Here is a 15,052-nt window from a genome sequence, read left to right as displayed (position 1 = left end):
CATCATGAAGGTGGGTTTCATCGGCCTCGGCACGATGGGGGCCTTCATGGCCGCCAATATCCAGAAGGCCGGCCATGCGCTCGTCGTCCACGACATCCGTCGCGAGGCGGGCGCGAACCGCCTCGCCGCCGGCGCCGTCTGGGCCGACACGCCGAAGGCGGTCGCCGAGCAATGCGAGGTGATCTTCACCTCCCTGCCCGGCCCCAAGGAGGTCGAGCCGGTCGTCTTCGGCGATGAGGGCATCCTCGCCGGCGCCCGGAAGGGCGCGGCCTATTTCGACCTCTCGACCAATTCCCAGGCGCTGGTGAAGCGCTTCGCCGCCGCACTCGCCGAGAAGGGCGCCTTCGGCTTCGACGCGCCGGTCAGCGGCGGGCCGAAGGGGGCGGAGACCGGCAAGCTCGCCATCTGGGTCGGCGGCGACAAGGCGGTCTTCGACAAGTACAAGCCGCTGCTCGACAGTTTCGGCGACCAGGCCGCCTATATCGGCCCGACCGGCAGCGCGACGGTCGCGAAGCTCGTGCACAACATGGCGGGCTACGCGATCCAGACCGCGATGGCCGAGGTCTTCTCCATGGGCGTGAAGGCGGGGATGGATCCGCTCGATCTGTGGAAGGCGATCCGCCAGGGCTCGCTCGGCCGGCGGCGCACCTTCGACCGTGTCACCGAGCAGTTCCTCATCGACAAATACGATCCGCCGGCCTTTTCGCTGAAGCTCGCGCACAAGGACGTCTCGCTCGCCGTGCAGATGGGCCGCGACCTCGGCGTGCCCATGCGCTTCTGCAACCTCACGCTCGAGGAAATGAACGAGGCGATGAACCGCGGCTGGGAGGCGCTGGACAGCCGCGTGCCGATGAAGCTGCAGCTCGAACGCGCGGGCGTGTCCATCGCCTGCGACCCCGCCGCGGTGCAGGCGGTGCTCGACGCGGACAAGGCGAAGTGACCATGCCGTCGCTGTTGCAGCAGCCGGGGATGATCGGTCCCCTTCGCATGAAGAACCGCCTCGTCATGGCGCCGATGGGGACCAACTTCAGCACCAGCGACGGCCTCTCGACCGAGCGCGACCGCGCCTACTACGAGGAACGCGCCAAGGGCGGCGTCGCCGCCATCGTCACCGAGGCGATGGCGGTCAGCGCCGGCGGCCGCGCCCACAACAATTCGCTGTGGCTCTACCACGACCGCTTCATCCCCGGCCTGGCGCGGCTGGTCGAGGCGATCAAGCGGCATGACTGCCTGACCATCGGGCAGCTCAACCATCGCGGCGGGTTGCTACGGCGGATGGTGCTGAACACCGAGCCGGTGGGCCCATCCCCCTGGCACAACCCGAACACCGGCGATGCAGTGCGGCCGCTGGACAAGGCCGAGATCGTCGAGATTCAGAAGGATTTCGTCGCCGCCGCGCGGCGCCTGTGGCAGGCAGGCTATGACGCGGTCGAGCTGCACGCCGCCAATGGCTACCTGTTCCAGCAATTCCTGACTTCGCGCATCAACAAGCGCGGCGACGAATATGGCGGCAGCCTGGAGAACCGCGCGCGACTGCTGCTGGAGACGGTGCATCGCCTGCGCGATGCGCTTCCCGACTTCCCGCTCTGGGTCCGCATCTCCTGTACCGAGTATTGCGAGGACGGCTATCCGATCGAGGAGATGGTCGAACTCGCCCGCATGCTGGAAGCGGCGGGGGTGACGGCGCTCGACCTGTCCGGCGGCACGAATGAGAGCCCGGCGCTGTCGCGCTTCTGTATCCAGCCGCCCTCGATGCCGCGCCGCACCCTCGAACCCCATGCACGCCCGATCACCGAGGCCGTGGACATCCCCACCATCATCGCCGGCCGCATCGTGACGCCCGAGGACGCGGGAGCCGTGCTGGCAAGCGGTGCGGCCGACTATGTCTCGCTCGGCCGCGCGCTGACGGCGGATGCGCATTGGGCGCGCAAGGCCTTCGGGGAATCGGCGGTGCCGATCCGGCTCTGCATCTCCTGCAATGTCTGCTTCGAGCGGCTGACCCTGGAACGCGACGTCGCCTGTGTCACCAATCCGATGCTGGGCACCGAGCTGGAAGCGCCGGAATTCGCCGAACCGCCGCTGGCCCCGGCAGCGCAACGGCAGCGCATCCTGGTGCTCGGCGCTGGTGTGGGCGGCATGGAAGTGGCCCGCCTCGCCGCCGCGCGCGGGCATGAGGTCGAGGTCTGGGAGAAGGCCGCACGCCCCGGCGGCCAGATCCACCTCGCCGTCGCCGCACCGGACAAGGAGGAGGTGCGCCCTCTCTGGACCTGGCGCTGGGACCAGGCGATCGCCGCCGGCGTGCGCGTCCGCTGCGGCGTCGAGGCGACGGAAGCCATGATCCGCGGCTTCGCGCCGGACCATGTCGTGGTCGCGACCGGCGCCCGCCCGCGCCCCTACGCCCTGCCGGGTGCCGCGCCGATCCAGGCCTGGGACGTCATCGCCGACCCGTCGCTGATCCCGGAGGGCGCCGGCGTCGCGGTGATCGGCGGCGGCATCGTCGGGCTGGAAGTGGCCGAGATGCTGACCCTGCGCGGCTGCCGCATTACCGTACTGGAAGCGCTGTCCGCCATCGCGCCCGCCATGGCGCGCAACAACCGCACCGACATGATGATCCGCCTGCGCGCGGCGGATGTGGCCTTCCACATCGGCGCGCGCGCGGACCGCCTCGACGGCGGCACGCTGCATTTCACCGAAGGCGGCACGGCGCACCGGATCGACGGCATCACCCATGTCATCGCCGCGGTCGGCGCCTTGCCGAACCGCGACGCCCTCGCCGCCGTCGAGGCGGCCGGCCTCCCCCACACCCTGGTCGGCGATGCCAACCAGCCCGGCGACTATCTTTCCGTGCTGCGCGACGCCTGGATGGTCGGGCTCGCGCTCGGCCTGCGCCCGACCGCCACGGCAACCCAGGAGAACGCGGCATGACCGAGCCCACCTATCGAATCTACGCCCTGCGCTACGCCAGGCGCGACGCCCGCCGCCACGAGCATTTCATCGGCGGCGACCCGCACGACGCACCGATGCCCATGGACTACTTCGTCTGGGTCGCGGTGAACGACGACCGCGCCGTGGTCATCGACACCGGCTTCACCGCCGAGGTCGCGGCCCGCCGCAAACGCGACTACCTCCGCTGCCCGATCGAAAGTCTGCCCCTGCTCGGCGTCGATCCCGATGCGGTGGAGGATGTCATCATCTCCCACCTGCACTACGACCATGTCGGCAGCTTCCACAAATTCGCCCGGGCGCGCTTCCATCTCCAGGAAGCCGAGATGCACTACGCCTGCGGCCACTTCATGAAGCACAAGAAGCTGCGCCATTCCTTCGAGGTCGAGGACGTGGTCGGCATCGTGCGCATGACCTATGCCGACCGCACCGTCTTCTACCTGGGTGACGGAGAAGTCGCGCCCGGCATCACCGTCCATGCCGTGGGCGGCCATTCCATGGGGCTGCAATGCGTCCGGGTGAACACCGAGCGCGGCCAGGTCGTGCTCGCCTCCGATGTCACGCACTTCTACGAGAACATGGACAGCGGCCGCCCCTTCACCACGGCCTTCCATGTCGGCGCCATGCTCGACGGCTTCGACACGCTGCGCGCCCTCGCCCCCAGCCCGAGGCACATCGTCCCCGGCCATGACCCGGAGGTGATGCGCCGCTACCCGGCCGTGCCAGGTCTCGAAGGGATCGCCGTGGAACTGCACCGCAATCCATCGGCCTGAGATCCAAGGCGCCACGCAACAGGGAGAGAACAGCCATGACGAACATGACCCGCCGCCTGCTGCTCGGCGCCGCGCTCGCCGCGCCGGCCATCGCCCGCGCCGAGGACTTCCCCACCCGTCCGCTGCGGCTGGTCGTCCCCTTCCCGCCCGGCGGCGCGGCCGACATCACCGCGCGATTGGTCGCCGAGCGCATGACGCCGCTGCTCGGCGGCCACCCGGTCGTGATCGACAACCGCCCCGGCGCCGGCGGCAACATCGCCGGCGAGGTCGTGGCCCGCAGCACGCCGGACGGCTACACGCTTTTCCTTGGCGGCGCGACGATCCTCTGCGCGAACAAGTATCTCTACCGCAGCAGCATGCCCTTCGACGGGCTGACGGATTTCGCGCACATCTCGCGCGTCTCGGTCGGCACGACGCTGATGGTCGCGCGCGCCGACAAGCCCTGGCGAGACTTCCAGGACTTCGTCGCGGATGCGAAGCGGCGCCCCGGACAGATCACCGCAGGGTCCTCCGGCCTCGGCACGATCAGCCATCTCAGCCTGTCCAAGCTGATGCGCTCCGCCGGCATCGAGATCACCCACGTGCCCTATCGCGGTCTGACGCCGGGTCTCAACGACCTGATCGGCGGGCAGGTCGACATCCTCTTCGACGGCATCCCGGCGCTCATCCCGCATGTGCGGGAAGGCCGGCTGCGCGCGCTGGCCGTCGGCAGCCAGCAGCGCGTGACCTATGTGCCGGGCCTGGAACAGACGCCGGGCATGGCCGAGCTGCTGCCAGGTTCCGGCATGGACATGGAGTTCTGGTATTGCATCTCCGCCGCGGCCAATACGCCGCCGCCGATCGCGCTGGCGTTGTCCCGCGCGACGGTCGGCGCCGTGCGCCAGGCCGATTACCGCGAGAAGCTGATGCCGCTCGGCTTCACGCCGGTCTGGGACGACAGCCCCGACGCCCTCGCGACGTTCATTCGCAGCCAGGATCGCGTGTGGCGGGACCTGGTGGAACTGTCGGGCGCTCGGCTGGACTGATCGGAATCGGAGGGGTGCCGCCCCTCCGAACGCCCGAAACCGTCACTCGCCGCTTCGCAACAGGTTCAGGACCGCCTGCAAGGCATCGGCTATCCGATTGGCGCGGCGACGCAGCCCCACGCGAACCATGCGCGACTCATCAGGCGGCAGGCCAGCAAGGCCCAGCGCCGGCGATAACCCCGGCAGGAGACGGCTGATACGGCCCAGATCGTAATCATGGTTGCTGCTTCCATGATGCAGCACCGGGTTCAGCAGCCGCGTGACCCGCATCAACAGGGCGTTGCGCCCCGCGGCATCCGTCGCTGGCCGGCCGGCCAGCGCCACCGCCGCCGTGCGGACCTGCTCCGCCAGCGTCTGGAGCCAGGCGATCTCGGCCAGTTCCGGCGCCGCCTCGGCATATTCGCGCAGGCTGGCGAGCACGTCGTCCACCATCGCGACCGGGTCGAAGGGCAGGATCTCGGCCCCGGTCAGGGCGCTGACCAGCGCGTGGTGGATCGCCGTATCGGTCGCGAGTTCCGCCGGGTCGCAGCGATCCGGCGTGTCCTGCTCGGTCTGCCACCACCAGGCGAGGCCGCTGCCCGGCATGTGCTCCGGGCTCGCCGCGGGCAGGAAGCCGCTGACCTGGAGGCTCGGCACGCCGATGCCGCAGAAGCTCTGGTCCGAGTTCCGCGCGCTGCGCGTCGGCGCCACATACATGTCCCGGCGGCGCAGGGCATGGGCAACGAACGCCTTCTCGGAGTCCGGCAGCGGCCCGGCCATTGCGTCCAGCACGCCCGTCGCGAAATCATGCAACTCCGCCGTGGTGTTGCGCAGCGCCTTGGTGGTGCCGCCGCGCACGCCGACGATGTCGACATTGACATAGGCGATGGCGTGGTCGCGCAGCTCCGCCCAATGCTGGTCGGCGTACCAGGAGGACCCCGCATAGCCGCCATGCTCATGCCCGGTCCAGAAGGCGAAGCGCAGCCCATGGCGACGACGCGGCCCGGCGGCGAACAGGCGCGCCAGCTCGATCAGCATGGCCACGGCAGCCAGGTTGTCCGTGGCCCCCGGCCCCCAGGTGCAGTAATGCGCGCCAACCATCACGAAATGCGGGGATTCGCCCGGGATATCCGCGACCGGCATGCGCACGGGGCGCCATTCGCGCCGGGCCTCGGCAACCAGCCGGATAGCGGCACCGGGCCGCGCGCGCAGCAGCGCGCCGTCCTCCTGCGACACCTGCACCGCCGGAATCTGCGCCAGTGCGGCGAGATCACCTGCGCCGGTCGGCGCACCCCAGAGCGGCGAAGCCTCGACATAGTGCCGCTCCGGACCGTGCGAGACGGCCACGACGCCGACAGCACCCGCGCGTTGCGCCGCCATGATGGCGTCGTAGCGCGGCAGCCCGTCGATCAACGCAATGCATCCCGCTTCGCCGCGTTCGGACACCGGCGCGACGATGCCGCCGGGCGGCGTGCCGGCGGCCATGCCGACCCCGCTCGCCGCGATCGCGCGCGGCGCCGCGCCCAGCAGCGTCACCTCGGATCGCGTCGGCCAGCCGATGAACGCCTCGAACTCATGCACCGTGCACGCGACACCCGCCGCGGCGAGCTCACGCGCAATGATGGCGCAAGCGGTCTTCTCCGCCTCAGACCCCGCGAGCTTCCGCCCCGGCGCGCAGAGTTCGGACACCAGCGCATGCATCCGCCCGGCGGAGATGCCGAGCGCCGGCGGATCGATCACTCCGCCGCTTCCCGCATGGCCCGCGGCGCCAGGGTGTAGCGCGTGAAGTCGCGGTTCAGCGCCGGCAGCGGCGCGATCTCAATCACCCCATCGGCCGGGCGCATCAGGATCATCGCGACCGTCGCCGACAGGTTGCCGCCGAGATTCATCCGCGGCGGCCGGCACACCGACCACGGCGTCTGCCAGTCGTCGAAGAAGGCCTCGCGCAGGTCGTCCATGGTCAGCCCGCCCTGCTTCGCATCCAGCGCGGCGCGCACGCGACGGTCGCGATAGACGCTGTCCGGAGTGGACAGCAGCCCCGTATCCTTCAGCTTGGCCAGCGCAACGGGGCTCTGCCAGTGATTGGCGTGGACGATCACGCCATTCTCAGGCTGCACCAGGAAGGACTCGTCCGGCGCGCATTCGATGTCGATGCCGAAGCCGCTGGCGTGGCTCAGCATCAGGTTGTTCGACCCCGATTTCGGCGTCCCGTAGAGGATGCGGAAGGCGAGCGCGACCTGCTCCTGCTCCAGCGCCTTGCGCCGCAGCAACGACAGCGGGACGCCCTCCTGAGTGTAGTCGCGGTCGCTCTCCAGGTAGTTCGCGGTGATGGCGATGCCGGCGGCGTTCAGGCCGCAGCGCGCCAGGCCGCCCGCCTCGACGAAGGTCAGCACGTCCGGACCGTCCTCGCGGCGGATGCGCAGCACCACGCCGGTCTCGGCGCATTCGCTCTTCCAGTCCCAGTTCTGGCCGTGGATCAGCGTACCGTCGGCGCTCGCCTCTGGCAGGATGATCGCGCCGGTGCAGCCGTCGGGGTCGCGCCGCGCGGCCTCCAGCGCCTCGGCGCGCTTGGCGAGTTGCAGCACCTCGGTGCGGCAATTGACCAGGACGATGTCCTCGAAGGCGACATCCGCGCCCTCGGCGATGCCGCGCATCTCGGCGACGAAATCGGGCTCGAAGGCCTCGATGCGGGGCACGAAGGCTCGAGCCATGGCGCGCACGGCGCCGGCGTCGCGCCCCTGCCCTGCAAGCTGGGCGCCGTAATGCGCCAGCGACTTGTGCACGCGCGCCTTGGCCGCCCGGCCATAGGCCCGGCCGCGCTCTTCCGGCGGCCCGGCCAGGTCGATCAGGGGAAAGGGTTCGATCGGGTTCGACGACATGCCGCCTGCCTTCTTGAAGGAGGGACCGTGATGATCACCGATGCCGATCCCTCGCAGGCGCCACACTGCCCCCGTCAACGCCGCTGCGCCACCTGCCCCGCCAGGAATTTCTGCACGTAGAGCTGCCGCGCACGTTCCATGTGCGTTACCGACAGATGCTCCAGCGTCTCCCGGTCCTGCTCACGCAGCGCGCGCACCATCGCCTCATGCTCCGCGCAGGCCTGCGCGAGCGCACCCGGATCGGCGGCGCCATAGGCACGGGCAGGGAAGCTCAGCCAATCATGCAGGCGGATCGATTCCGCGAGATACGGGTTGTCGCACAGCCCGAAGAGCAGCCGATGGAAGGCCATGTTCTCGCGATGGATGCGGATCAGGTCGCCGCTGCGCGCCGCCGCCGCATGCGCCTTCATCGCTGCCGTCACCTCCGAGAGGCGCGCCCGCGGCACCGGCAGCGGCGTCGCCTGCGCCGCCGCGCGATGCAGTACCGTGCGCATGGCGTAGAGGTCGTCCAGCTCCTCCGCCGTGAACAGCGGCAGCTCGGCACCGCGATGCCGCGGCTTGGTCACGACGCCAAGGCGCTGCAACTCCGCCAGCGCCGCGCGGACCACATGCCGCTTGGCGTCGTAATCCTCCATCAGGTGGTCCTCGATCAGCCGCGTGCGCGGCAGGATGCGGCCGCGGATGATGTCGGTCTCGATGGCGGCGATGACGGCCGCCACCTGTTCGGGCAGGTCGACATCGCGCGGGGTCCGGGCGGGAGGCTTCACGGCAATCACTTTCAAGGCCCGTTATCGATAATCTTATAGCCTCTTTTGGCAACATCGACCGCCTTTGCAAGGCACTCTGACGCGCGCAAACCCTCGGGCCACGAAACCGAGGAACGCCGCATGGATGCGCTACCGCCCGCCGCCCAGGGTGATGAACTCGTCAGCACCGATCCTGCGACCGGAGCGGTGGTGGGCAGCGTGCGCGTCACCACGCCGGCCGAGCTCGACACGATGGTCGAACGCGCCTGGCAGGCCTTCCACAATTCCGGCTGGAAGACGCTGCTGCCGCATCGCCGCGCGCTGATCCTGCACGCCATCGCCGATGGCCTGGTCGCCGAGAAGGACTCCCTCGCGACCTTGCAGATGCGCGACAACGGCAAGCCGCTCGCGGAATGCCGTGCCATGGTGGACAGCGCCATCGGCACCTTCCGCTACTATGCCGGCGTCTGCGAGACCATCGAGACCGACGTCACGCCCCGTCGCGGCGACTATGTCTCCATCACCGTGCTGGAGCCCTTCGGCGTCGTCGCCTGCATCACGCCGTGGAACTCTCCGATCATGAACGACGCCACCAAGGTGGCGCCAGCGCTGGCGGCGGGCAATGCGGTGCTGCTCAAGCCCTCCGAGGACTCCCCCCTGCTGGCGCCGGAACTCGCGCGCATCGCGCTCAAGGCCGGCCTGCCCGCAGGCATGCTGCAAGTCGTGCAGGGCCGCGGTGCCGAGATCGGCGCGGCACTCGTCGCGCACCCCGGCGTGCGCATGGTCTCCTTCACCGGCGGCACCACCACGGGCCGCGCCATCGGCCGCACCTGCGGCGACAAGCTGATTCCGGCCGCGCTGGAACTCGGCGGCAAGTCGCCGCATGTGGTCTTCGCCGATGCCGACCTCGACCATGCGGTCGCCGCCGTCGTCGCCGGCATCTTCGGTTCGGCCGGCCAGTCCTGCGTCGCGGGATCGCGCCTCTTCATCGAGGCGCCGATCTATGACGAGGTCCTGAAGCGCGTCGTTGACCGCGCCAAGACCCTGCGCGTCGCCGCACCCGATGCGTCGGGCGTCGAGATGGGCCCCCTCGCCTCCTTCCATCATCGCGACCGCGTCATCCGCTTCGTGGATCGCGCGCGCGCCGAGGGTGGCCGCATCCTCTGCGGCGGTGCGGTGCCGGAAGGCCCGGACTACGCGAAGGGCGCCTACTACCTGCCCACGGTCATCGATGGCCTGCCGACCGATGCGCTGACCTGCCAGGAGGAAGCCTTCGGCCCGGTGCTGGTCGCCCTGCCCTTCCAGGACGAGGCCGACCTCATCGCCCAGGGCAACGGCACGGCCTTCGGCCTCGCCTGCGGCATCTGGACCGAGAGCTTCAAGCGCGCCTGGCGCGTGGGCCGTGCCCTCGAAGCCGGGTCGGTCTGGATCAACACCTACAAGCAATCCGTCACCACCACGCCTTTCGGTGGCTTCAAGAACAGCGGGATCGGTCGCGAGAAAGGCATCGACGGCCTCCGCCTCTATGCACAGGTGAAAAGCATGTATTTCGGCCTGCACGAACAGCCCATGTCGGTGGCTCGCTGACCATGGCGCACAAGGACACCGCCGCCGTCCCGGTGAAGGGCAGCAAGCTCATGGTCATCGGCGGGGCGAGCCTGGTCGGCTCCGCCACCGTGGACGAGATGCTGGCGCGTGGCGCCGAGCAGGTCGTCATCTTCGACAACCTCTCCTTCGGCGGCCAGCCGAACATCGCGCACCTTCTGGACAATCCGCGCGTCAAGATCGTCCAGGGCGACATCCTGAAGCTGCACCAGCTCCTCGCCGCGACCGAGGGGCTGGACGGCATCGTCCACCTCGCCGCCTATATGACGCTGAACTTCGACCGCGACCCCTGGGGCGGCATCGACGTCAATATCCGCGGCCTGCAGAACGTGCTGGAAGCCTGCCGCGCCAACCGCGTGAAGAAGGTCATCTTCGCTTCCTCCAACGCGGTCTATGGCTATGGCCCGGGCGTGAAGGGCGACCTGGTGGAGGACACCCCCTTCCACGCCGCCGGCGCGCCCCCCGCCGCCATCCTCTACGGCGCGAGCAAGATCATCGGCGAACAGCTCTGCCGCGACGCGCACCGCAAGCACGGGCAGGATTACATCGTGCTGCGCTACTCGACCGTCTATGGCGAGCGCCAGCACTACCGCGCCGCCAATGCGCTCTACATCGTCGAGACGCATGACGCGATCAAGCGCGGCCAGCGCCCCAAGGTGATCGGCGACGGCAGCGAGACGAAGCACTTCGTCTATGTCGGCGACCTCGCCCGCGCGAACTGCATGGCGCTCGAAGCGCCGACGACCGATGTCGCGGTCAACACCTCCGGCCCCGCCCCGGTGACGACGCTGGAACTGGTGACCCTGGTCGCCGAGCTCTCCGGCCGCCCCGACCTGACGCCGGAACTCGTCGAGCCCGACCCCACCAAGGTGCGCCTGACCTCCGGCGGCGCCTTCGAGATCGTCCACACGGCCGCGAAGGCCGCGATCGGCTGGGAGCCGAAGGTGGATATGCGCGAAGGCCTGCGCCGCCTGCTCGCCTGGCGCGACGCGGAAGCGATGCGCAACGCCGCCGAATGATCACGCCGGATGCCGGGTCCGCCCGGCATCCATGTCCCGCGGGGCCCGCGCCCCCAATCCCTGAGGAAACAGACATGAAGCTCGATCGCCGCGCGTTCGGCCTGCTGGCCGGCGCTTCCCTCCTGCCGGCCTCGGCCCTGGCCCAGGCCCCCTATCCCAGCCGCGCCGTGCGCATGGTCGTGCCCTATCCGGCCGGCGGCGCGACCGACGTGATCGCGCGCATGATCGGCGAGAAGCTGTCCGCGCAATGGGGCCAGCCCGTCGTCATCGAGAACCGCGCCGGCGCCGGCGCCACGGTCGGCGCCGAGGTCGTCGCCCGCTCCGAACCCGACGGCTACACGCTGTTCGAGGCGACCAGCGCCCACACCATCAGCAAGAGCCTCTACACCCACCTCACCTACGATCCGATCCGCGACTTCACCGCGATCACGCTGACAGCGATCATCCCGCTCGTGCTCGTCGTCTCGAAGCGCGTGCCGGCGACCACGCTCCAGGAATTCATCGCCTGGGGGAAGGCGCAGCCGCAGGGCGTGACCTTCGGGTCCACCGGCAACGGCACCGCGCAGCACCTGACCCAGGCGCTGTTCAACAAGCGCGCCGGCATCCAGGCCGAACACGTCCCCTATCGCGGCGACAGCCCGCTCAACACCGACCTGCTCGGCGGCCTGGTGGATGCGTCCTTCTCCACCCTCTCCGCCGTGCTGCCCTACATCAAGAGCGGCGAGCTCAAGGCCATCGCCCTCGCCCACAGCCGCCGCATGGACGCGATCCCGAACGTGCCGACCTTCGCCGAAGCCGGCTGGCCCGATTTCGAGGCCGCGACCTGGTTCGGCACCTTTGCCCCACGCGGCCTGCCCGACGCAATCCGCACGAAGGTCGCCCGCGACATCAGCGCCATCGTCGCCGAGCCCGCTTTCACCCAGCGGCTTGTCGAGATGGGCGCGGACGTGACCAACTACCCGCCCGCGCGCTTCGACGAATTCATCGCCGCCGAGACGGCGCGCTGGGCCGAGGCGGTTCGCGTCTCCGGCGCCACCGTCAATTGAGAGCCGACGCATGACCGATACCGAGACCGCCCTGCTCGCCCGCTGCCGCGCCATTCCGGTCAGCACCTGGTCGGATGCGCTGGACCAGTTCGACGCCTGGGGCCTGGCGCAGGGGCTGACGCTGCAATCGGGCAGCGGCCGCGTCTGCGGCTTCGCCGTCACGGCGCGGCAGATCCCCGGCCGGCTGCATGAATTCGAGAAGGCCGAATTCGCGGTCGGGCGGCTGGTCTCGGCCTCGGCGCCGGGCAAGGTGCTCATGGTCGACGTGGGCGGCCAGCCTATTTCCACCATGGGCGGCCTCGCCGCCTACGGCGCGAAGCAGCTCGGCGTCGAGGCGGTGGTCATCGACGGCGCCTGCCGCGACGTGGACGAGATCCGCAAGACGGGCCTCTGGCTCGCCAGCCGCTGGGTCGCGCCCACCACGGGCAAGGGAAGGCTGCGCCTGATGCCGATCGGCGTGCCGGTCACCATCGGCGGCATCACCGTGCAGCAGGACGACCTGGTGGTCGGCGACGAGAGCGGCATCATCGTCGTCCCGCGCGCCCTGCTGGACGAGGCGCTGCCGCGCGCCGAGGCCCTGGTCGCCGCCGACCAGGCGGTCGAGGCCCGCATGCTGGCCGGCGAGACCTTCGCCGCCGCCGGCGTCGCCACCGGCTACCTCACGCCGAAGGGCTGATCGGCGTGACGGCATCCACCGTGTTGCAGCTCGCCCCCATCGGCCCGCTCGCCGATGGCTTGCTGCGCGACGAGTTGCAGGCGGTGCGGTTGTGGGAACAGGCGGAGGGCTGGCTCGCAACGCATGGCGCCTCGGTCGGCCTGCTCGCGACCAGCGTGCGGTGGGGCTGCGATGCGGCGATGCTCGCCGCCCTGCCCAATCTGCGCGCCGTGTCGAGCTGGGGCGTCGGCTACGACACGCTGGACGTCGCCGCGGCCCATGCGCGCGGCATCCAGGTCGCGAACACGCCGGATGTTCTGGATGATTGCGTGGCGGATCTCGCCTGGGGGCTGCTGATCGCCGCCGCCCGGCGCATCCCGGCGGCGGATCGCTATGTCTCCGCCGGGTCGTGGAAGGTGCTGGGTGAATTCCCTCTGGCGACGCGTGTGTCCGGCAAGCGGCTCGGCATCCTCGGCCTGGGGCGCATCGGCAGCGCCATCGCGCGGCGCGGCGAGGGCTTCTCCATGCAGGTCCGTTACCACGGCCGTGGCCCCAAGGACGTGCCCTATGGCTTCGAGCCCTCCCTCGAAGCCCTGGCGGCGTGGAGCGACTTCCTTGTCGTCGCCTGCGGTGGCGGGACGGAAACGCGCCACCTTGTCTCGGCACCCGTGCTGACGGCGCTCGGCCCGCGCGGTATCCTGGTGAATATCGGGCGCGGTTCCGTGGTGGATCAGGATGCGCTGATCGCAGCCTTGGACGAAGGCCGTCTCGGCGGCGCGGGCCTCGACGTGCTGCAAGGCGAACCCGGCGCGCCGGACGCCCTGCGCAACCGCGACAATGTCGTCATCACCCCGCATGTCGGCAGCGCGACGATCGAAACGCGCGAGGCCATGGAACGCCTCGTCGTGGACAACCTCCACGCCATGCTGCGCGATGGCCGCGTCCTGACCCCGGTCCTGCCGTGACCGACGCGCTGACGCAGGATCTCCGGGCGCTGCTCGGCGCCGCCCATGTCCTGACGGGCGAGGACGCCCAGCCCTACCTGACCGACTGGCGCAAGCTGGTGCAGGGCAACGCCCGCCTGGTGGCGCGCCCGGGCACGACCGACGACGTCGCTGCCGTGATGCGCCTCTGTGCGGCACATGGCGTGCCCGTCACCCCGCAGGGCGGCAATACCGGCCAGGTCGCCGGCGGCGTGCCGGGCGCGGAGGGTGACGGCGTGCTGCTTTCGCTCGCCCGCCTCAATCGCGTGCGGGCCATCGACACCGACAACGACACCATCACCGTCGAGGCCGGCTGCGTGCTGCAATCGGTGCAGCAGGCCGCGGAGGCCGCCGGCCGCCTCTTCCCCCTCTCCCTCGGTGCCGAGGGAAGCTGCATGATCGGCGGCAATCTCGGCACCAATGCCGGCGGCACGCAGGTGCTGCGCTACGGCAATGCGCGGGAACTCTGCCTCGGCCTGGAAGTCGTCCTGGCGGATGGCGAGATCTGGCACGGGCTGCGCGGCCTGCGGAAGGACAACAGCGGCTACGACCTGCGCGACCTGTTCATCGGTAGCGAGGGCACGCTCGGCATCATCACCGCGGCGACGCTGAAGCTGTTCCCGCTGCCGGCCGCGCGCTGCACGGCCCTCGCCGCGCTCGGGTCGATCCATGATGCGGCCCGCTTCCTCGCGCGTTGCCGCGCAGGCTTCCACGCGACGCTGACCGGCTTCGAGCTGATGTCCGGCGCCTGCCTGCGCCTGGTCGTCGAGACCTATTCGCAGCAGCGCGCGCCCTTCGCCACGCTGGACGCGCCCTGGTACGTGCTGGTCGAGATCAGCGACGCCGAGGACGAGCCGCATGCGCTGGCGCGCCTCGAAGCCGTGCTCGGCGCCGCGCTGGAGGCCGGCGAGATCGCCGACGTCGCTATCGCGCAGAGCACCGCCCAGGCCGACGCGCTGTGGCATCTGCGCGAGAGCATCACCCTTGCCCTCGCCGAGGACGGCAAGTGCCTCAAGCACGATGTCTCCCTGCCCGTCTCGGCCGTGCCGCACTTCGTCGAGAGCACTGACGCCGCGCTGCAGCAGCACTTCCCCGGCGTGCGCAACTTCACCTTCGGCCATCTCGGCGACGGCAACCTGCACTACAATGTCGCGCGGCCGGAGGCGGCCGATGATGCGACGCTGCACGCCATGCAGCCCGGCCTGTCCAACCTGGTGCATGACGCGGTGCATGGCCTCGGCGGGTCCATCAGCGCGGAGCAGGGCATCGGCCGCGTCCGCACCGCCGATCTCGCCCGCTACAAGCAGCCTGTCGAGCTGCGCCTGATGCGGGCGATCAAGCAGGCGATCGACCCGGGGGGGCTTCTCAACCCTGGCGTATTGCTGCCGTAGCGCCGCCC

13 protein-coding genes are annotated in these 15,052 nt (G+C 70.1%); 10 read left to right on the top strand and 3 right to left on the bottom strand.

Annotation, left to right across the window (positions count from 1 at the left end):
- The first annotated feature begins 4 nt into the window (after positions 1-4).
- Genes KPL78_RS03635 through KPL78_RS03620 form a run of 4 tightly spaced genes read left to right on the top strand, consistent with a single transcriptional unit; the run spans position 5 to position 4,741 of the window.
- Positions 5-940 carry an NAD(P)-dependent oxidoreductase gene (locus KPL78_RS03635; protein ID WP_219761517.1) on the top strand — a complete coding sequence of 312 codons (936 nt, stop codon included), beginning with the start codon at positions 5-7 and terminating at the stop codon, positions 938-940.
- A gap of 29 nt (positions 941-969) precedes the next feature.
- Entirely contained in the window at positions 970-2,925 is a 1,956-nt protein-coding gene (locus tag KPL78_RS03630; protein WP_219761516.1) for an oxidoreductase, read from the top strand.
- Positions 2,922-3,716: an N-acyl homoserine lactonase family protein gene (locus tag KPL78_RS03625; protein WP_219761515.1), complete on the top strand. Its 795-nt coding sequence runs from the start codon at positions 2,922-2,924 to the stop codon at positions 3,714-3,716. The genes KPL78_RS03630 and KPL78_RS03625 overlap by 4 nt, the downstream gene beginning before the upstream one ends.
- A 35-nt stretch (positions 3,717-3,751) precedes the next feature.
- Positions 3,752-4,741, top strand: coding sequence for a Bug family tripartite tricarboxylate transporter substrate binding protein (locus KPL78_RS03620; protein ID WP_219761514.1), 990 nt, complete (start codon positions 3,752-3,754; stop codon positions 4,739-4,741).
- Positions 4,742-4,783: 42 nt separating this feature from the next.
- Here the strand turns inward: KPL78_RS03620 and KPL78_RS03615 are convergent, their stop codons facing one another.
- The 3 genes from KPL78_RS03615 to KPL78_RS03605 form a co-directional block, all read right to left on the bottom strand.
- A complete protein-coding gene (locus KPL78_RS03615; protein ID WP_219761513.1) occupies positions 4,784-6,460 on the bottom strand; it encodes a M28 family peptidase in 1,677 nt (558 codons plus the stop codon).
- Positions 6,457-7,599: a C45 family autoproteolytic acyltransferase/hydrolase gene (locus KPL78_RS03610; protein WP_219761512.1), complete on the bottom strand. Its 1,143-nt coding sequence runs from the start codon at positions 7,597-7,599 to the stop codon at positions 6,457-6,459. The genes KPL78_RS03615 and KPL78_RS03610 overlap by 4 nt, the downstream gene beginning before the upstream one ends.
- A 74-nt stretch (positions 7,600-7,673) precedes the next feature.
- Positions 7,674-8,366, bottom strand: a complete 693-nt coding sequence (locus KPL78_RS03605) for a GntR family transcriptional regulator (RefSeq protein WP_219761511.1) — start codon at positions 8,364-8,366, stop codon at positions 7,674-7,676.
- Positions 8,367-8,486: 120 nt separating this feature from the next.
- On the opposite strand from KPL78_RS03605, the gene KPL78_RS03600 reads away from it, so the two are divergent.
- The 6 genes from KPL78_RS03600 (at position 8,487) to KPL78_RS03575 (ending at position 15,044) form a co-directional block, all read left to right on the top strand.
- Positions 8,487-9,932, top strand: coding sequence for an aldehyde dehydrogenase (locus tag KPL78_RS03600; RefSeq protein ID WP_219761510.1), 1,446 nt, complete (start codon positions 8,487-8,489; stop codon positions 9,930-9,932).
- A 2-nt stretch (positions 9,933-9,934) separates the two neighbouring features.
- Complete coding sequence (locus KPL78_RS03595; protein ID WP_219761509.1) at positions 9,935-10,969, top strand: NAD-dependent epimerase/dehydratase family protein; 1,035 nt, start codon at positions 9,935-9,937, stop codon at positions 10,967-10,969.
- Between the two features lie 74 nt (positions 10,970-11,043).
- The gene (locus KPL78_RS03590) at positions 11,044-12,015 is read left to right on the top strand and encodes a Bug family tripartite tricarboxylate transporter substrate binding protein (protein ID WP_219761508.1); all 972 of its coding nucleotides are present in this window, start codon (positions 11,044-11,046) and stop codon (positions 12,013-12,015) included.
- A 10-nt stretch (positions 12,016-12,025) separates the two neighbouring features.
- Positions 12,026-12,691: an RraA family protein gene (locus KPL78_RS03585; RefSeq protein WP_219761507.1), complete on the top strand. Its 666-nt coding sequence runs from the start codon at positions 12,026-12,028 to the stop codon at positions 12,689-12,691.
- A 5-nt stretch (positions 12,692-12,696) separates the two neighbouring features.
- A complete protein-coding gene (locus KPL78_RS03580) occupies positions 12,697-13,635 on the top strand; it encodes a 2-hydroxyacid dehydrogenase (protein WP_219761506.1) in 939 nt (312 codons plus the stop codon).
- Positions 13,632-15,044, top strand: a complete 1,413-nt coding sequence (locus KPL78_RS03575) for an FAD-binding oxidoreductase (protein WP_219761505.1) — start codon at positions 13,632-13,634, stop codon at positions 15,042-15,044. The genes KPL78_RS03580 and KPL78_RS03575 overlap by 4 nt, the downstream gene beginning before the upstream one ends.
- The last annotated feature ends 8 nt before the right edge of the window (positions 15,045-15,052 follow it).

Origin of the sequence: Roseomonas alba (assembly GCF_019430885.1) — a bacterium.
Taxonomy (GTDB): Bacteria; Pseudomonadota; Alphaproteobacteria; order Acetobacterales; family Acetobacteraceae; genus Neoroseomonas; species Neoroseomonas alba.
Note: the sequence above shows the minus strand (reverse complement) of the source record. Positions and strands in the feature narration are given on the sequence as shown.